The sequence below is a fragment of the Stenotrophomonas sp. YJH_SMC_36 genome, assembly GCF_059369935.1.
On record NZ_JCAFTD010000003.1, the window covers coordinates 439,022 to 454,727 of the forward strand.

The following is a 15,706-nucleotide window of genomic DNA, read 5'->3' on the forward strand; positions in this document are numbered from 1 at the left end:
AGGGGATTTCGCACCGGACTTCATGGCGAAGTGGAAGGCATCCAGGCCCGAAGTGTCACCAACAGTGCCTGACACCGAGGGTGACCTGACGAAATCCGGTGGCAATCGACCTATCGAGCGAACGCTTCGCAGCTGGAAGCGCGGCGGTGGCGAGGTGAAAGTCACGAATGGCACCTCGACGGGCTATGAGAAGCGCCAGAAGAACCCGGGCGTGTCTCCACCCGACGAGAAGCCTGTAGTGCACGCTCCCGCGCCTCGGATCGTCAAACCGTCGCCGCGCCGCATTCCGCAGCCTGGCCCGGTGCTCATCGTAAAGAGCTTGAGGCAACGCCTGTTCGAGGCCTCGGCCGATGTGCATGATCTGCGAATTGTCGCTGCGATGTCACGTCCCCGTGCCTTTGCCGGGCTTGCTCCGGTGGTCGAGGACAAGGGCGGAAGGCTTGCCATTCTTGGACTGGACTTCGGAACCGCCTTTACCAAGGCCGTGGTGCGCTGGTCCGGCCATCACCACGCCGTCGACTGGTCCGATGCCGTCGAGGGTGAAGAGCGCAACCTCCTAGCGTCGGTCTTCAGCGAAGCGTCGGACGGGCGCTGCGTGTTGGGCGCAAACGAGGCGTCGGGGTGGTCTGTCCGTGAAGGCATCAAGCTCCAGCTGCTGTCTTCCGAGGTGACGAGCATAGATGGGCGCATGTCGGACGCGGTGATCTTCATCGCCTTGGCGTTCCGTTATGTGAATGGATGGTTGCGACGGACAAATCGCGACGTCGACAAGGGCCTTCGATGGCGCTTGCACGTCGGTCTGCCCACGAAGTCGTGGGACAGCGACGCCACCGCCGAGACCTTCAAGACGGTAGCGCAGGCAGCGAGAGTGCTGGCTTGCATGCCAGGGCCGGTGACGCGAGTGGCGGCACTTGAGGCCTTGCGAATGACGGACCAGGTCGATAGGCCCGCCGTGGACGTCTTCCCTGAGTTCGCTTGCCAGCTGTACTCCTACCTGTTGTCGCCGGAGCGCAGGGAAGACCTGCATGCGCTTGTCGATATCGGGGCGGGAACGCTGGACGTCGCCTACTTCAATGTATTCATGAAGGATGGCGAAGCGCTCTTGCCTATCTTCGCCTCCGAGGTGGACAGGCTTGGTGCGCATTATCTCATTGCTGCTTTGTCCGGCGCGGCAGGCCGTCCCGTTTGGACGGATGGCGACTCTTCGATCTCAGACGAAGAGGCCGGGCGAAGGCTTAACTGCGCGGCGAATGATGTATGCGGTAGGCGATCCTTGTATCTCAGTTCGGTAGCCGATGTATTCAACGGGGCAACCCTTATGGCAAAGGGGACATACCCAACGTCGCCGGCTTTCCGTAGGTCTGAGAATGTTCGCCTGTTCTTGTGTGGTGGCGGCAGCCGTATCCCCTCGTTGAAGAAGCGGTTCGAACGCATTGCCGTGGAGGCTGCAAACGTAATGGGTATCAAGTTCCAGGTTTCGGAGCTGGTCATGCCCCACGATGTCGTTGGTAGTTTCTACTCTGGATTCGATCGCCTCTCCGTTGCCTACGGTCTAAGCCAGAACGCGGCCAACATCGGGCGCGTAATGCGCAGTGCAACACTTGAACCAATCAGTGGGAGAGAAGTTGTCGAAGAAGCGGACAGGGACGCAGATAGATAATTTCACAACCGCTTCAGAAGGAAGCAGCGCTTGGCGCGCGCAGAAACGCCAAGCGAAATCCTCGGGCGCACCGTCGCTCTTGCTGATCGAAAGAACATGACGCGGCAGGGGCGGAGTATCGGATCGATGGGGGTACGGTCCCCACCGTGTGATGAACGGGCTTGGCGTCGGCCACCCTTACTGGATCGCTGATGCGCTCCGGCTGACCGGCCCGGGCGCTGTCGGCAGCCGCTCGAAGGCAACGACCCGGCGCGAGAGCCATGGCCAGAACATCCGCCTGCGCAACAGCAGGCCGCGCACCTCATCCAGGCTTGCATGGAGCAGGCCGATGCGGTGCGCCAGCTCCTCCAGCGTACTGTCGGGCAGGCGCGCGAAGCCCTCCTGCTCGATATGCCAGTTGTCGGCGTACTCGATCAGCTGCACGCAGCGCATCTCCAGATGGATACGTGCGTGGATCACATCCCAGTCGATCAGCTCGTGCGTTGGAATCTGACGCAGCGAGTTGAGCATGTCCATGCCGCAGGTGCGGTGGTAGCGATACAGCTGTGTGTCGCCGGATCGATCCGTGGCCAGCTTCGCCGCCTGCAGGAACTGGAAGAGGGTGATGCCGCACAGTGTCAGCGAGGTGGTGATGCGGCGCTGGGTCTGCGCGCGGGACATCTGCCAGGGCACATAGATGGCAGCGAAGCCGATCACCACTGCCACCAGCACCTGTGACCAGTCCGCCCATTCGCCGACCGGCAGGCAGGGACGGCCGATGATCCAGGGGCAGAAGGTATCCACCGTGTCGCTCATGCAGGACCTTGCGCGTTGCCGATCTGGAGCACCACGTAATCACAGGCTCGCCGATGCAGGCAAGGCAGGGGCCCGCAACCGGCGCGGTGTCGCGCGCCGGCGCAGATCGCGAAGGCGGGGGAGCGGTGAAAAACGACACGCTGCCACCCCCGTCAGCCTCAGATGGACGAGGGTGCCCTCATCCGCGACGCCGGCGACCATCGATGCTGTAGCGGCCGGCGCCGGTGCAGGCCAGCAGAATGAAGCCACCGGCGATGCCCATGTTCTTCAGGAACATGATCTGCTGGGTGGGATCGTTGAACTGGTGATGGAAGATGAAGGCGGTCACCAGGCTGAAGGCGGCCAGGACCGCGGCGACCAGACGGGTCTGGAAGCCCAGCAGGATGCACAGGCCGGTAATGATCTCGAACGCGATGGTTGGCCACAGCAGGATGCCGGGCACGCCCATCGTCTCCATGTAGCTCTGTGTGCCGGCCAGGTTGCCGAGTTTGCCAAGGCCGGAGACCAGGAACAGCAGCATCAGCAGTACGCGTGCAACGAGTATGGCAAGGGGAGGCGATGAGTGGTTCACGTCGATATCCTCAGGCGGAGACAGGCAGGGTGGCCGTGCGCGAGGGCACAGGAGATGGGCCGATCGGACTCCAGAGCCGGTGAAGCCCGCGTTGAGAGCATTGCGGGCACAGGGCTGCGGGGTGGGGTCATACGGCGCGTTTCACGCTACCCTGCGCGGGTCCGGCGACGAAGGAGGCACAGGATGGCAGACGATGGCGGCATGACGATTCCAGCGAAGACCCTGTACATCGCAGGCGCCGTGGCTGTGCTGGTGAGCCTGCTGGCGTGGTCGGTGGAGTGGAGCGGGCTGGCCTACGTCTGTCCCTATTGCCGTGTGCAGCGCACGGTCATCGGCGTGCTGGGGGTGCTGACCCTGTTCGCGCGGCCCGGCGGCATCGTCGTGCCCTGGCTCTCCTTCTCCGCGGGAGGCTTCGCGTTCGTGGTGGCGGCGATGCAGCACTTCAACGGCTGGAAGCGCATTTCCTCAGGCAGCTTCAGCTTCAACGCGCAGTGGTACATCGACCCGTGGTTGCTGTCGGGATGCGCGATGCTGATCCTGGTCGCGCAGTTGATGCTGGTGCAGGCGGCCTGCCGGCGCAGCGCGCGCTGAAGCCACCGCCGGCGTCTGCCGGCGGCGGCCTCCATTGCATTCCGTGCCTGCGCTAGGCTGGATTCATCAGTGCGAAGAGCGTGTCGTAGGTGCCATCGCGTTCGGCCCAGCGTCGTGCCTGGTCCGGCTCCAGCAGCAGCTCTCCCCGCGGGTGGTCCCCGCGCTCGAGCTTCAGCAGAACCTGCTGCACGTACTCCTGCACGGGCATCGCGCGCGGGTCGGTCGCCTGCGCCTCACCCGTCAGTTCGGTCTGCACATACGGGGGCGACAGTTCCAGCACCTCCACCGGCAGATGGCGAAGCTGATGACGCAGCGATACCAGCCACGAATGCAGGAACGCCTTGCTGGCGCAGTAGGTCGGGAAGCTGGCCAGTGGCAGGAAGGCGAGCGCAGAACCGGTGGCCATCAAGGTGGCGCTGCGTTGTTGTGTCAGCAACGGCAGGAACGTGGCAACGGTGCGGAGCACCCCCAGGATGTTGGTGTCGATGATGGCTTCGGCATCGAAGTCGTCCCAGTGTCCGCTGGCCAGGTTTTCCGGGCGGGAGATGCCCGCGTTGGCGATGAGCACGTTGAGGCCGGGGAAGCGGGCATGGACGATCTCGGCCAGGTCCGCCAGTGATGCAGGATCGCCCAGCTCCAGCGGCAGGGCGACGAGGCCCGGGCGCTGCTCGCCGATCGCCTGCAGCAGTGCCCGGTCGCGGCCGGTGATGATGACCTGGTTGCCGCGGTCGTGGAGCGCCTCGGCCAACGCACGGCCGATGCCGCGGCTGCCGCCGGTGATGAGGATGGTGTTGCCGGTGAGGTTCATGGGAGTGCCTTTCCAGAGGGTCTTGGGAAAGGCCACGGCGTGATGCATCCACTCCCGCAGGAGCGAAGGGCAGGGCAGTACCGTGGCGCCTGTCGCCCGGGTTTCCTCTGCTGAGGCCCTCCCGGCTGTGGGCGCGTTGGATGACGATAACGCCTGCGGCAGCGCCGTTGCGGGGCTGCGGCGCAGACTGTAGGCGCAGCCTGGTGAGGCGTCAACCGTGTCGGCGCATCGGGGTCCCGCCCGATGCAGGGCTACCGGCTCTGGAAGACCGCCCGCTGGGCGGCGAATGCGCGCTGGTAGGCAGGGCGTTCCGTGGCCCGCGCCAGGTAGGCGGCCAGCGTCGGATACCCGCCGATCATGCCGCTGCTTTGAAGACGCAGCAGCACCGCCACCATCATCAGGTCGCCAACGCTGAATTCGTCCTCCAGCCAGGTCCTGTCGCCCAACCATGCCGACAGCTGGGACAGCCGTGCGTGCACGCGCTCGTCCAGCATCACCTGCCGCTGCGCATACCAGGGCTGCTCGCGTTCCAGCAGCCATGCCATGGATCGCTCGACGATGGGCGGCTCGACGGTGTTCAGCGCAGCGAACATCCACATGATCGCGCGCATGCGGGCGCTGTCCCCGTCCGGCAGCAGGCCGCGATGGCGCTCGGCCAGGTGCAGCAGGATCGCGCCGGATTCGAACAGCACCCGCTCGCCTTCCTGGTAGGTGGGGATCTGCCCGAAGGGGTGGCGCGCCAGATGGGCCGGCTGCTTCATCTCGGCAAAGGACAGCAGCTGGACGTCATAGGCCACGCCCAGTTCTTCCAGTGCCCAGCGCACGCGCATGTCGCGGGCCAGGCCCTGGCCGCGATCGGGCGAGGTGGCGAAGGCAGTGAGGATCGGGGTCATCGGAGGTGCTCCGGCCGGCGGGAGGCCTGCCTTCCCTGTTTCGACGAGCGGCAGGACCGGAAATCGACCGTTGCTCAGCGCTGCGCTCGCCGCGGCGAGGACAGCAGCCCGGCAACCGTCTCGATCCGTGCGGCGCCTGAACGCTCCAGCGTCTGCAGTGCCACTCTCCTGCGTGCTGGCAGCGCCGCGGTGGCATCAGCCACCACGGTTACTTCGAACTCCCGCGCGTTGGCATCCAGCGCGGTCGCCAGCACGCAGGAATCGGTCGCCATGCCGGTGAGCCACAGGTGGCGGACCCCCAGTTTGGCCAGCAGGATCGGCAGGGGCGTGGCGAGGAACGCCGAGTGCTTCGGTTTGAGCACGAAGTAGTGGTGAGGGGCCGGCGCCAACATGTCCGCGATGCGCGCGGCACTGCCACCGTCCCGTCTGCACTGCTCCACCTGCTGACGGAAATCCCGTTGCCAGTCGGAGAAGTTGTCGTTGGCATGGATCACCGGCCAGCGGCGGGCATCGCAATGGTCACGCACCCTGCGGATGCGGGTCGCGGCCCGCTCCGCCAGGGGCGCCAGCGCGCCAGCGTCGGGAAAATCGAAGCGGCTGAACATGTCGATGACCAGCAGTGCGGTCGTGGCATTCCGGCGTGGCATGGCTCAGTCTCCGGTCTGCGCATGCGGCGCCTGCACCGGCTTGGACTGCGGGGAATCCTTCTGCCGCAGGAAGATGGTCAGCACGACCAGGGCCAGTACCGCCAGGAATTCGCTTTGCCAGTTCTGCATGGACTCGAACCAGAACGTGCTGCTGGTCAGATGCTGCAGGAAGGACGGAGGGGGCAGCCCCTGCAACTGCTGTTCCACCTGTTCTGCCTTCCAGCTGCCGACGGCGTGCAGACTGAAGCTGACCAGGAAGAGCAGTCCGAAGGCGATCGCCAGTGAATGTCCATAGAGCGTCTTCCATATACCGCCACGCAGCACCGGCCAGGGTGTCGGGCCGGGCTCGATCCGTGCGTGTTCCTGTGCAGGGTCGAGCGGGCGCGATTCCGCAGAGCCGCGCTGGCGCAGGCTGACGGTGAGCAGCACGTACATGCCCATCTGCAGGAACTCGCTTTCCCAGTTCTCGAAGGTGGCACTGATGAAGTGGCCGCTGGCCAGGTAATGCCACAGATCCAGTGGCGCGCGGCCGTGGTGGACCAACTCTTCGTTGTGCACCTGCAGTCCTGACAGTGCCTGGCCGGCAATGAACAGCACGGTCAGAGCCAGCAGAACCAGTGACAGACCGTTCCGCTTCCACATGCAGCACCTCGCCATGCAGATCCTATGGGGATGCGGTGAGCTTGCGTGGCCGGTCAAGAAACATCCGTGAATCCCGCGCATGCGGTCCGTGAGGCGGACTCAGCGATGGCGCTTTCCGGTGGGGTCCGGATCGAGCCGTTCATAGTCATCCGGGCGCGCCTTGGGGCCATCGCCATCGTCGGGCATGCCGTGCTCCTTCCATCTGGCGTTGTCGTTGCGGCGCTTGTCGGGTGTATGTGCCTTGGCCTGGTCATCGACATCGACGGTGGGGTTGAACGGCAGCTTGTTGCTCATGGCAGTCTTCCCGTGGATGGTGGATGGAGGCTTCAGCGTGCACGCGTGAGGGTTAACGCAATGGCGCAGTCGAATGAACATCCCGCACACCGTGCGGTCACTCTGCCCGCAGGGGGAGGGCTGCGATCCTGCAGGTCCGTTTCCTAGGAGAAGCACGATGCAGGCACTGACCTATCACGGCCGCAGGGATGTGCGCGTCGAGACAGTTCCCGATCCGGTGCTGGCGCAGGATGACGATCTCATCCTGCGCGTGACCGCGACGGCCATCTGTGGCTCGGACCTGCACCTGTATCGCGGCAAGATCCCGGACCTGCATGATGGCGATGTGCTCGGCCATGAATTCATGGGCATCGTGGAAGAGGTCGGCAGCGCCGTTACCCAGGTGCGCGCCGGTGACCGCGTGGTGATCCCGTTCGTGATCGCCTGCGGTGAGTGCTTCCATTGCCGCCTGGCCGAGTATGCCGCCTGCGAGACCACCAATCCCGGCAAGGGGGCGGCGCTCAACCAGAAAGGCCTGCTGCCTCCTGCAGCGCTGTTCGGCTACAGCCACCTGTACGGGGGCGTGGCCGGGGGGCAGGCTGAATTTGTCCGCGTGCCCAAGGCCAACATCGGCCCGCTGCGGATTCCGGACGGTGTGGCGGACGAGCAGGTCCTGTTCCTGTCCGACATCCTGCCCACCGGCTACCAGGCTGCACTCAACGCCGGCATCAGGCCGGGCTCGACCGTGGCCATCTTCGGAGCCGGTCCAGTCGGCCTGATGAGCGCAGCATGCTGCCGCCTGCTGGGTGCGGAAACCATCTTCATGGTCGACCATCTGTCCTACCGGCTGGACTATGCACGGGATGCCTACGGCGTCATTCCGATCGATTTCAGGGACATTCCGGATCCTGCCGATTACATCCTCAGCCAGACCAGTGGCCGGGGCGTGGATGCCTGCATCGAGGCCGTCGGATTCGAGGCCGAAGGCAGTGCACTGGAAACAGCGCTGACCACCGTCAAGCTGGAAGGCAGCAGTGGCGTGGCGATCCGGCAGTGCATCGCGGCCGCGCGAAGAGGCGGCGTGATCAGCATTCCCGGCGTCTATGCCGGTTTCATCCACGGCTTCCTGCTCGGCGATGCTTTTGACAAGGGCCTGACCTTCAAGATGGGACAGACGCATGTGCAGGGCCTGATGCCGGAACTGCTGGATGCCATCATGGAGGGCCGCCTCGACCCGGGCGACATCATCTCCCACCGCATGCGGCTGGCCGACGCCGCACAGGGCTACGCGATGTTCGATGCCAAGGACGATGACTGCCGCAAGATCGTGCTTACGCCGTGAGAGCAGCATGAGCGCCTCGGCCATGATGGTCCTGTACGTGCTGTGGCTTGCCGCAGGCACGCTGGACTTCCATTTTCATCGCCGCACCGATCTGCCCCACACCTCGGGCCTGCGCGAGAGCACGCTGCATGGGGTGCAGCTGGGGCTTGTGGGGAGCGGCGTGCTGGCCTGGCTGCTGCTGGCCGAAACGCGGGCGCTGGCGCTGTTGCTTACCGTGCTGGCCGCCGCTCATGCGATTGCAGGGTATCTCGATACCGCCAGCGCGGATGGCCGGCGACGCATCAGTCCGGCCGAGCAGCATGTGCACAGCGTGCTGGATGTGGCACCGTGGCTGTTCGTGCTTTGGGTGGCCCATCACGCTGAACCTTCGTGGGCACTGCAATGGCGCCCGGCGCCGGCGCAGGAGTGGGTGCTCACGCTGCTGCCGGCGGTGGTGGTTGTGTTCTCATGGCTGTGGGAGCTGCTGCACTGCCTGCGCTCAGCCCGGTCTCTGTCGCGATGACGCCGCGTTGCGGCCGCCAACACGAGTATGAATGCAGCGGAGTGTGACCGGGTCACGGTACGCGTACACAGGCGGTGAACGGGAGGCACGATAGGCTCGGCGTTTGTGGGAGCAGGAGCCGGAGCGTGCCGAACAGAGCCATCGTCTACATCAGTGAGGCCAGCGAGGGCTTCACGACCGGGAAGCTGGAATCCCTGATGGCCGACGCCGCGCGTTTCAATCGAGGCGCGGGCGTAACCGGTGTGCTGCTGTTTGATGGGCAGCGGTTCCTGCAGTACATGGAAGGCCCACCGGATGGACTGGAGGTGGCCTACTCACGGGTGACGGGTGCCAGCAGCCATGGTGGCATCATCGAGTTGGCCCACGGTCGAGTCGGTCAGCGCCGGTTGCCGTTCTGGCCAATGCGATGCCTGCATACAGAGTCGGACATCCTGCGGGACATCGCCCGGGCGGACTGGACCAGCTTCATCCTGCGCGCTGCCGACGGTCACGAGGATGCAACGGCGATGGAGCGGCTGCTTGCCGTGGTCGAGCCCTACGCCCGCGCGGCCTGAGCCGCCCTCGGCGGAGCGCGTTTCGCTGCTGCACGATCTGGTTCAGCGCTGGCCTCCCGCCGCCGTATCGCTGCAGAGTGTCTGACGGACAGCGCGTTGCAGACCCTCGATGTGGAACGGCTTGGCGACGAAGGGGGCACGCCGGTGGCGTGCAGGTACCAGCTGGTCGTACACCGCGGAGACGAACAGGTAGGGAATCTTCAGTTCGGCCAGGCGGTCGGCTACCGGAAACACCACGCCATCGCGCAGTTCCACATCCAGTACCGCGCCATCGAACCGTTGACGGTCCAGCAGGCCGAGGGCATCAAACACGCTGTAGGCATGGGTGACGTGGTCGCCACTGTCCTCAAGTGCCTGTTCCATCAGTGCCGCCAGATCGAACTGGTCCTCCACCAGAAGCAGATTGCAGGGAGGCTGGCCGGTCGTGCGAGGCATGAGGTAGGTCTATGGAGCCGTGGGGACGACAGTGTCCGCCGCAGGCCATCAAGGCGATGCGGAGATGATGTGGTGTCGACGCGAAGCCGCGCGTGCCGTGCAGGCAGCGTGCACGGACGGGCCGGCAACGTTGACGATGCCTTGGCGATCACTGTGGATACTGCCGCCGTCCCCGCACGAGGAGTCGCCCAATGAACGCTTCCGGATCCCTGTCTGCGCCCCAGGTGCTGCGCGTGGAAAGCATGCCGCTCGCCTGCGGTGGCATGGCAGTCGTCGTCGAACTTGACGGGGTGCCCTCCCGCGCCTGGATGAAGTCGCTGAAGCGGGCACTGCTGTTGGCAGACGGTCTCGACGGCGCACAGGCCAAGTTCGATGGCCGCTTCGTCTACGTGGTGGGCATGGAGGTCACGCAGCGTCGAGCCGAGCATCGGGTCATGCAGGTGCTGTCCGCTGCGGAGGGTCGGCCGGCCGCTGCCGCGCGCACGTACACGATGCCGCCTGCGGCTCCCTCATCCGTGCTGCAGGCCTGAGCGCGCATCGGCGGCAACGGGCAGGGCGAGGGGCTGGAGCACCACTGCAACGAAGCGAAACCGCGATTGCTGTTGCCCGGGTTCCGGTTCTGGTCGGCCCTGGAATGTCTCCCGTGTTGGGCTGCCGTATACCTCGTGCCATCTCCTCGAGTGCAGAGTCGACCCTACACTTGAACGCAGCCTCCACGCCGAAGTCACTGGACCTTCGGCGGCGAAGACTAAGGTAGAGCCTATTGCAACCGTCGGTGCCCCCATGCCTCTGCGTGCGATTGCCTATGCGAGCGAAGCCGTTGCCTCATTGAGCGCGGAGCGCCTGCGCGGTCTCGTCGACGACGCGGTGGCATTCAATGAAGCAGCGGACATCACCGGCGTGCTTCTGTTCGATGGCCATCGCTTCCTGCAGTATCTGGAGGGGCCACAGCAGGGCGTGGACGCCGCGTGGCGGCGCATCCTCGACAGCGGCAGCCATCACAGTGTGGTCGAGCTCAACCGCGGTCGCATCGGTCGCCGCCAGTTCTCGCACTGGCGGATGGGCTGGCTGCAGGTGGAGCACACGGAACTCGGGAGGGTGGCGCTGTCCGACTGGACCGGGTTCGTGCGCAGCACGGCCATCAGCGGAATCCCGACCAGCGCGCTGGACAGGCTGCAGCTGTTGACGGCGCCTCTGCTGCGAACCGGTCAGGGCGGACCGATGATGCAGGCCGCGCCTTCTGGCGGGGACGGGTCATGAGCGTTGGGGTGGGGCAGCACGCTGCCGGAACGCGGATACGCATCGGTTGCGCAGGATGGTCCCTGTCGGCGGCGGATCGCTCCAGCTTCGGTGGAGGCGACAGTCTGCTGCAGCGCTACGCCACGCGCCTTTCCCTGGTCGAGATCAACTCCTCGTTCTATCGCCCGCACCTGCCCCAGACCTATCGGCGCTGGGCCGCTTCCGTTCCGGACGATTTCCGCTTCACGTTGAAGATGCCGCGTTCCATCTCGCACGAGCAGCGGCTGCGCGGTGCCGGCCCGCTGCTCGACCCGTTCCTGGCTACGGTGGAAGAACTCGGCAGCCGGTTGGGTGCGCTGCTGTTGCAGTTGCCTCCCAGCCTGGCGTACGAGCCGCAGCACGTCGAACCGTTTCTGCACGATCTGCGTCGGCGCACGCGCAGGCCGGTGGCGTGCGAGCCTCGACATCCGTCCTGGTTCAGTGCCGAGGTGGATGCGCTGCTGGCGGTCCATGACATCGCGCGCGTGGCGGCGGACCCGGCGCGGGTCGCGCAGGCGGGAGAGCCGGGCGGGGCCTGCGGCTGGAGCTATTGGCGATGGCACGGCCAGCCGGATATCTATCGCAGCGCTTATGACGAGACCACACTGGCACGGCTGGCCGGGCTCCTCAGGGACCGCGCGCGTGCCGGCCATTGCGCCTGGATGATCCTGGACAACACGGCGCAGGGCCATGCGGTCAGCAATGCACTGCGATTGCAGGCACTGCTTGGAGAACACGGCCATGCCTGAAGGCCCTTCCATCGTGCTGCTGCGCGAGGCTGCCGAGATGTTCACCGGCCAGATACTGCGACATGTCGGGGGCAACAGCCGGATTGACCTGTCCATGCTTGCAGGGCAGCGCGTGCGATCCGTGCGCAGTTGGGGGAAGCACTTCCTGCTGGAGTTCGGCACGCATACCTTGCGGACCAGATACTGCGACATGTCGGGGGCAACAGCCGGATTGACCTGTCCATGCTTGCAGGGCAGCGCGTGCGATCCGTGCGCAGTTGGGGGAAGCACTTCCTGCTGGAGTTCGGCACGCATACCTTGCGGATCCATCTGATGCTGTTCGGCAGTTGGCGTATCGATGAGCGCAAGCCTTCGCCTCCGCGCGTATCGCTGAGGTTCGATGCCGGCGAACTGAACCTCTATGCCTGTTCGGTCAAACTCATCGACGGCCCGTTGGAAGAAGCCTACGACTGGCGCACCGATGTGATGAGCGATGCGTGGGACCCCCGGCTCGCGCGCCGCCGCCTGAAAGCGATGGCTGACGTCCTGGTGTGCGACGCACTGCTGGACCAGAACGTTTTTGCCGGCGTTGGCAACATCATCAAGAACGAAGTGCTGTTCCGGATCGGCGTACACCCGGCCACGCGTGTGGGTGACCTGCCGCCGCGCAGGCTGGGATCACTGATCCGCGAAGCCAGGACCTACAGCTACGAGTTCCTGGAATGGAAGCGTCGCCACGAGCTCAAGAGGCACTGGCAGGTGCATGCCAAACGCAGCTGTCCGCGATGTGGCGGCCCCGTCAGCAAGCAGTATCTGGGCAGAACCCGGCGACGCAGCTTTTTCTGTCCCCGCGATCAGGTCCTGTTCGGCGATCCCGGGCCGGCCGGTATCCGCCAGCGGTGATCAACAGGGGGGAGGGAGGGGGGCCTGCCTCTGGCGATGCCGCGCCAACACCTGCCCAAGCAGAGCCGTCGCCAACAGAAGCAGATTGGTCACCACGAAGACGCTGCTGCCCAGCATCAGGCTGTAGAGGGTGAACAGCGCCGAGGCCACCATCTGGCCTGCGAACAACCATCGTGAAAGTGTCTCGGGATGTGGCGAACGCCACTGCTTGACCATCTGCCTGAGCAAGGTGGCGACCAGCACAAGGGTCGCCATCCAGCCGATGATATCCGGATGCATCGGGATCTCCTGTTGCCGCCGCCGTCCCTGGCGGCGTATCGCAGTGGAACTCAGGCGGCCTGTGCTGCCTTGGCGTTGCCACCCCCCTTGGCCAGCAGGGTCAACTTCTCGTCGGTCGACTTTTCTTCGGCCAGTGTTTCCAGCAGCAGGGGGAGCGCGTCCTTGTAGCCCAGCTGCTTGGCCAGCGCGGCGATGGTGCCGTACGACGCAATCTCGTAGTGCTCGACTTTCTGGGCGCCACCGATCAGTGCGGCATCACGCACCGGTCCCTTGTCGATGCTGTCGATGACTTCCTTGCCTTCCTCCACCAGCCCTTCCATCGCTGCACACTTGATGCGCTTGAGACGGATGCCCAGCGTCTCGACCACCTGGTCGATCCGCTCGATCTGGCCCTGGGTTTCCTCCAGATGGGTTTCGAAGGCGGCGGCGAGATCCGGATTCTCGGCCGCACGAGCAAGGCGGGGCAGGGCTTTGGTCAGCTGCTTCTCGGCGCTGTAGATGTCCGAAAGTTCGTGGATGAACAGGTCTTCGGCAGTCTTGATGGCCATGTGCGGCTCCAGTCGGGAAGGAATGTTGACCGTAGCGGGCCCGGCGTTGATGCCCGGCGTACATGCGGTGAGCGCGATATCGCTGTCCACCGGCATGGTCCATGCAGGGCCCTCACATGTGCACGCGCGATGCACATGGCGTGCACGTGCCGACGCTGGCGTATGCATCAGGCTGCCAGCGTCCGCATCGACAGGAGAAAACACGATGAACACGCCAGGAAAACCGACGCCGAGCTGGCGACAAGGGAAGGTGCTGCTGGGAGTGCTGGCCGCCGTGCTGGTGATTACCGGGATCATCCTTTTCGTGCCCTGGTAGCGGCGGTCAGGCCGCGTTGAGCGACGTGATGCATGCATCAAACGACGCTCACCCCGGGGCCACATTCCTTTGTCCAAGGTAGTGATGCAGGCAACGCACACCGTTGTCCGTTCCCAACGAATCTGAACTTCAGGAGCAGAACATGAGCACCCAGTCCACCATCGAACATCGTCTCAACGACCTGATCGAGATCGCACGCGACGGCAAGTCGTTCTACGAAGAGGCGGCCACGAAGGTGAAGGACGCCGAGCTGGCGGCACTGTTCACCCGCATTGCCGGCGTCAAGGGCCGCATCGTGTCCGCGCTCAGTGGCGCGGTTGCGGCCACCGGTGGCAAGCCCGCCGAACACGGCACCCTGGTCGGCTCGATGCAGCAGTTCTACGGCAAGGTGCGCGCAGCGTTCGGCGACACCAACTATGGCTACGTGGCCGAGCTGGAAGAATCGGAAGACCGCCTGCTGGCTGCTTTCAAGGATGCGCTGAAGGATGAGGGCCTGCCGCCGGCGGTACGCCAGGAAGTGACCCAGCTGCTGCCGGAAGTGCAGGAGTGCCACAACGTGATGCGTGCGCGGAAGCACGCGATGAAGGCAGCCTGATCGCGCGGGCTGCATTCTCCGGAGAAAAAAAGGGGCGGCCCCAGGCCGCCCCAATGCTCTTCAGCAGGTAAGGTGAACGTGGATCAGAAGCGCACGGACCAACGCGCCGTAGCGCCATGGTCACGGCTCTCGCTGCCGAACTGGCCGCTGTAGCCCAGTTCCAGCGACTGCCGCGGGGTCAGCCACGCGGACAGCCCCAGCTCGGCCACGACAGCGCTGTCGGCGATCGGCGCGCCGCTGACGGCGAACGCGCTGCCACCGTTGGCGACGGCGAGGTTGGCCACCTGGCTGCGGTCGCCGGAGGCCCGGCGATAACCCACCGCGCCACGCAGGTGCAGCCAGCTGTCCTGCTGGAAGGATGCCTTCAGACCCTTGTCGAAGCGCAGCCCGGCGGTCGCCACGGTAGTGCGGGTGTCTTCCACTTTGCCCTGCAGTGCGGCGGCGCCGCCCCGCTCGTTGATGCGCTTCAGGTCCACTTCGACGCGGGCAACCTGCAGGTAGGGCTCCAGGCCGCCTTCAGCAGAGCCGAAACGATAGCCGGCTTCGAGGAAAGCCTGGCGGGTACGGGCGTCATAACGGCCGGTGAGCGTGTCGCTGAATCCTGCGAACGCCAGCTCGCGGGTGCTCTCTGCCTCGTGCTTGCTCCAGGCCACGCCACCGCGCAGACCGAAGCCGCCCCAGCTGTGGCTGGCGTAGGCACCGACGTGGGTGTTGTCGATCTTCGACTTGGCACGGCGGTCGCGTTGCTTGACGTCGGTACGGCCGGTGCCGGCCAGTACGCCGGCCTGCCAGCCATCGAACTCGCGGTCGATACCGACCAGCAGGCCGTTGCTGTTGGCATCCGTGCGCGCGGTTTCGACATCGCCATCGAGCTTGCCGTTGCCGCCGATCGCCTGTACCCACGCACCGGTCGCGTCGCCGGTGCTGCCCGGCGACGCATCGCCCGCACGCCGCGACAAGGCTGCATCACGCACGTAGCGGCTGCTCTCGACCAGCACCAGCGGCGTGGCGGCATGCAGCTCGCCGCTCAGGCCGTCCAGCGCGGGGCCGACCTGGGCGGGGAACAGCTGGGTCAGCGGGCGGGGCAGCCCTTGGTTGATCGCCAGGCCATCGGCTACGCCAGCGACGGCGCGCTGGTTGCGCGTGGTGGCCGCGGTGGCCAGCAGCGCACCCCGGGCCACGTCGATGCGCGCACCATTGGCGCTGTAGGCCAGGCTGAACTGCAGGAACGGCGAGAATGCACTGAAGTCGGTACGGGCGAACTGACCGTTGATGCCACCGTCGGCGCGCAGGATGTTGAACTGCTCACCCAGGTAGTACACGCCCGGTTCGGGCAGCGCGACCAG

At 65.4% G+C, this 15,706-nt stretch carries 21 protein-coding genes; 10 read left to right on the forward strand and 11 right to left on the reverse strand.

Annotated features, from left to right (window positions below):
- Positions 1 to 22 precede the first annotated feature (22 nt).
- The gene (locus tag AC5P76_RS08555) at positions 23 to 1,660 is read left to right on the forward strand and encodes a hypothetical protein (RefSeq protein WP_253119224.1); all 1,638 of its coding nucleotides are present in this window, start codon (positions 23 to 25) and stop codon (positions 1,658 to 1,660) included.
- A 177-nt stretch (positions 1,661 to 1,837) separates the two neighbouring features.
- On the opposite strand, the gene AC5P76_RS08560 is transcribed toward AC5P76_RS08555, so the two are convergent.
- Entirely contained in the window at positions 1,838 to 2,455 is a 618-nt protein-coding gene (locus AC5P76_RS08560) for a hypothetical protein (RefSeq protein WP_111186239.1), read from the reverse strand.
- A 178-nt stretch (positions 2,456 to 2,633) separates the two neighbouring features.
- A complete protein-coding gene (locus AC5P76_RS08565; RefSeq protein ID WP_065174465.1) occupies positions 2,634 to 3,026 on the reverse strand; it encodes a DoxX family protein in 393 nt (130 codons plus the stop codon).
- A 183-nt stretch (positions 3,027 to 3,209) separates the two neighbouring features.
- Between AC5P76_RS08565 and AC5P76_RS08570 the strand changes: the two genes are divergently transcribed.
- A complete protein-coding gene (locus AC5P76_RS08570; RefSeq protein WP_065174466.1) occupies positions 3,210 to 3,617 on the forward strand; it encodes a hypothetical protein in 408 nt (135 codons plus the stop codon).
- 52 nt (positions 3,618 to 3,669) lie between these two features.
- On the opposite strand, the gene AC5P76_RS08575 is transcribed toward AC5P76_RS08570, so the two are convergent.
- From AC5P76_RS08575 to AC5P76_RS08595, 5 genes are all read right to left on the reverse strand, one after another.
- The gene (locus AC5P76_RS08575) at positions 3,670 to 4,425 is read right to left on the reverse strand and encodes an SDR family oxidoreductase (RefSeq protein ID WP_065181603.1); all 756 of its coding nucleotides are present in this window, start codon (positions 4,423 to 4,425) and stop codon (positions 3,670 to 3,672) included.
- A 251-nt stretch (positions 4,426 to 4,676) separates the two neighbouring features.
- A complete protein-coding gene (locus tag AC5P76_RS08580) occupies positions 4,677 to 5,318 on the reverse strand; it encodes a glutathione S-transferase family protein (RefSeq protein WP_253119221.1) in 642 nt (213 codons plus the stop codon).
- Positions 5,319 to 5,392: 74 nt separating this feature from the next.
- Positions 5,393 to 5,965, reverse strand: a complete 573-nt coding sequence (locus AC5P76_RS08585; protein ID WP_065174468.1) for a cysteine hydrolase family protein — start codon at positions 5,963 to 5,965, stop codon at positions 5,393 to 5,395.
- Between the two features lie 3 nt (positions 5,966 to 5,968).
- Positions 5,969 to 6,607 (reverse strand): DUF6766 family protein, encoded by a 639-nt coding sequence (locus tag AC5P76_RS08590; protein WP_053517150.1) that lies wholly within the window; start codon positions 6,605 to 6,607, stop codon positions 5,969 to 5,971.
- 99 nt (positions 6,608 to 6,706) lie between these two features.
- Positions 6,707 to 6,901, reverse strand: coding sequence for a hypothetical protein (locus AC5P76_RS08595; RefSeq protein WP_253119219.1), 195 nt, complete (start codon positions 6,899 to 6,901; stop codon positions 6,707 to 6,709).
- 157 nt (positions 6,902 to 7,058) lie between these two features.
- On the opposite strand from AC5P76_RS08595, the gene AC5P76_RS08600 reads away from it, so the two are divergent.
- From AC5P76_RS08600 to AC5P76_RS08610, 3 genes are all read left to right on the forward strand, one after another.
- Positions 7,059 to 8,222 carry a zinc-dependent alcohol dehydrogenase gene (locus tag AC5P76_RS08600; protein ID WP_065174470.1) on the forward strand — a complete coding sequence of 388 codons (1,164 nt, stop codon included), beginning with the start codon at positions 7,059 to 7,061 and terminating at the stop codon, positions 8,220 to 8,222.
- Positions 8,223 to 8,229: 7 nt separating this feature from the next.
- On the forward strand, positions 8,230 to 8,724 hold the full coding sequence (locus tag AC5P76_RS08605; protein WP_253119218.1) for a hypothetical protein: 495 nt from the start codon (positions 8,230 to 8,232) through the stop codon (positions 8,722 to 8,724).
- Positions 8,725 to 8,849: 125 nt separating this feature from the next.
- Positions 8,850 to 9,278 (forward strand): BLUF domain-containing protein, encoded by a 429-nt coding sequence (locus AC5P76_RS08610; RefSeq protein ID WP_111186234.1) that lies wholly within the window; start codon positions 8,850 to 8,852, stop codon positions 9,276 to 9,278.
- A gap of 42 nt (positions 9,279 to 9,320) precedes the next feature.
- Here AC5P76_RS08610 and AC5P76_RS08615 read toward each other — a convergent pair whose 3' ends face one another.
- Positions 9,321 to 9,713: a response regulator gene (locus tag AC5P76_RS08615; RefSeq protein WP_053517160.1), complete on the reverse strand. Its 393-nt coding sequence runs from the start codon at positions 9,711 to 9,713 to the stop codon at positions 9,321 to 9,323.
- Between the two features lie 191 nt (positions 9,714 to 9,904).
- Here AC5P76_RS08615 and AC5P76_RS08620 point away from each other — a divergent pair, with 191 nt between their 5' ends.
- From AC5P76_RS08620 to AC5P76_RS08635, 4 genes are all read left to right on the forward strand, one after another.
- Positions 9,905 to 10,243: a hypothetical protein gene (locus AC5P76_RS08620; RefSeq protein ID WP_253119216.1), complete on the forward strand. Its 339-nt coding sequence runs from the start codon at positions 9,905 to 9,907 to the stop codon at positions 10,241 to 10,243.
- A gap of 253 nt (positions 10,244 to 10,496) precedes the next feature.
- Positions 10,497 to 10,973, forward strand: coding sequence for a BLUF domain-containing protein (locus AC5P76_RS08625; protein ID WP_197600681.1), 477 nt, complete (start codon positions 10,497 to 10,499; stop codon positions 10,971 to 10,973).
- Positions 10,970 to 11,740: a DUF72 domain-containing protein gene (locus AC5P76_RS08630; RefSeq protein ID WP_253119214.1), complete on the forward strand. Its 771-nt coding sequence runs from the start codon at positions 10,970 to 10,972 to the stop codon at positions 11,738 to 11,740. The genes AC5P76_RS08625 and AC5P76_RS08630 overlap by 4 nt, the downstream gene beginning before the upstream one ends.
- 180 nt (positions 11,741 to 11,920) lie before the next feature.
- Positions 11,921 to 12,622: a DNA-formamidopyrimidine glycosylase family protein gene (locus AC5P76_RS08635; protein WP_495222725.1), complete on the forward strand. Its 702-nt coding sequence runs from the start codon at positions 11,921 to 11,923 to the stop codon at positions 12,620 to 12,622.
- Here the strand turns inward: AC5P76_RS08635 and AC5P76_RS08640 are convergent, their stop codons facing one another.
- A complete protein-coding gene (locus AC5P76_RS08640) occupies positions 12,623 to 12,901 on the reverse strand; it encodes a hypothetical protein (RefSeq protein ID WP_053517173.1) in 279 nt (92 codons plus the stop codon).
- A gap of 50 nt (positions 12,902 to 12,951) precedes the next feature.
- Positions 12,952 to 13,449 carry a YciE/YciF ferroxidase family protein gene (locus tag AC5P76_RS08645; protein WP_065181611.1) on the reverse strand — a complete coding sequence of 166 codons (498 nt, stop codon included), beginning with the start codon at positions 13,447 to 13,449 and terminating at the stop codon, positions 12,952 to 12,954.
- A 458-nt stretch (positions 13,450 to 13,907) separates the two neighbouring features.
- Between AC5P76_RS08645 and AC5P76_RS08650 the strand changes: the two genes are divergently transcribed.
- Positions 13,908 to 14,360, forward strand: a complete 453-nt coding sequence (locus tag AC5P76_RS08650) for a PA2169 family four-helix-bundle protein (RefSeq protein ID WP_053517176.1) — start codon at positions 13,908 to 13,910, stop codon at positions 14,358 to 14,360.
- An 83-nt stretch (positions 14,361 to 14,443) separates the two neighbouring features.
- On the opposite strand, the gene AC5P76_RS08655 is transcribed toward AC5P76_RS08650, so the two are convergent.
- Positions 14,444 to 15,706 (reverse strand): autotransporter outer membrane beta-barrel domain-containing protein (locus tag AC5P76_RS08655; protein ID WP_495222724.1); only part of this gene is annotated, 1,263 nt, incomplete at its 5' end.

Coding starts and splice junctions, on each gene's coding strand:
- AC5P76_RS08555 (WP_253119224.1), top strand. CDS start 23: ATGGCGAAGTGGAAGGCATCCAGGCCCGAAGTGTCACCAACAGTGCCT.
- AC5P76_RS08560 (WP_111186239.1), bottom strand. CDS start 2,455: ATGAGCGACACGGTGGATACCTTCTGCCCCTGGATCATCGGCCGTCCC.
- AC5P76_RS08570 (WP_065174466.1), top strand. CDS start 3,210: ATGGCAGACGATGGCGGCATGACGATTCCAGCGAAGACCCTGTACATC.
- AC5P76_RS08575 (WP_065181603.1), bottom strand. CDS start 4,425: ATGAACCTCACCGGCAACACCATCCTCATCACCGGCGGCAGCCGCGGC.
- AC5P76_RS08580 (WP_253119221.1), bottom strand. CDS start 5,318: ATGACCCCGATCCTCACTGCCTTCGCCACCTCGCCCGATCGCGGCCAG.
- AC5P76_RS08585 (WP_065174468.1), bottom strand. CDS start 5,965: ATGCCACGCCGGAATGCCACGACCGCACTGCTGGTCATCGACATGTTC.
- AC5P76_RS08590 (WP_053517150.1), bottom strand. CDS start 6,607: ATGTGGAAGCGGAACGGTCTGTCACTGGTTCTGCTGGCTCTGACCGTG.
- AC5P76_RS08595 (WP_253119219.1), bottom strand. CDS start 6,901: ATGAGCAACAAGCTGCCGTTCAACCCCACCGTCGATGTCGATGACCAG.
- AC5P76_RS08600 (WP_065174470.1), top strand. CDS start 7,059: ATGCAGGCACTGACCTATCACGGCCGCAGGGATGTGCGCGTCGAGACA.
- AC5P76_RS08605 (WP_253119218.1), top strand. CDS start 8,230: ATGAGCGCCTCGGCCATGATGGTCCTGTACGTGCTGTGGCTTGCCGCA.
- AC5P76_RS08615 (WP_053517160.1), bottom strand. CDS start 9,713: ATGCCTCGCACGACCGGCCAGCCTCCCTGCAATCTGCTTCTGGTGGAG.
- AC5P76_RS08620 (WP_253119216.1), top strand. CDS start 9,905: ATGAACGCTTCCGGATCCCTGTCTGCGCCCCAGGTGCTGCGCGTGGAA.
- AC5P76_RS08625 (WP_197600681.1), top strand. CDS start 10,497: ATGCCTCTGCGTGCGATTGCCTATGCGAGCGAAGCCGTTGCCTCATTG.
- AC5P76_RS08630 (WP_253119214.1), top strand. CDS start 10,970: ATGAGCGTTGGGGTGGGGCAGCACGCTGCCGGAACGCGGATACGCATC.
- AC5P76_RS08640 (WP_053517173.1), bottom strand. CDS start 12,901: ATGCATCCGGATATCATCGGCTGGATGGCGACCCTTGTGCTGGTCGCC.
- AC5P76_RS08645 (WP_065181611.1), bottom strand. CDS start 13,449: ATGGCCATCAAGACTGCCGAAGACCTGTTCATCCACGAACTTTCGGAC.
- AC5P76_RS08650 (WP_053517176.1), top strand. CDS start 13,908: ATGAGCACCCAGTCCACCATCGAACATCGTCTCAACGACCTGATCGAG.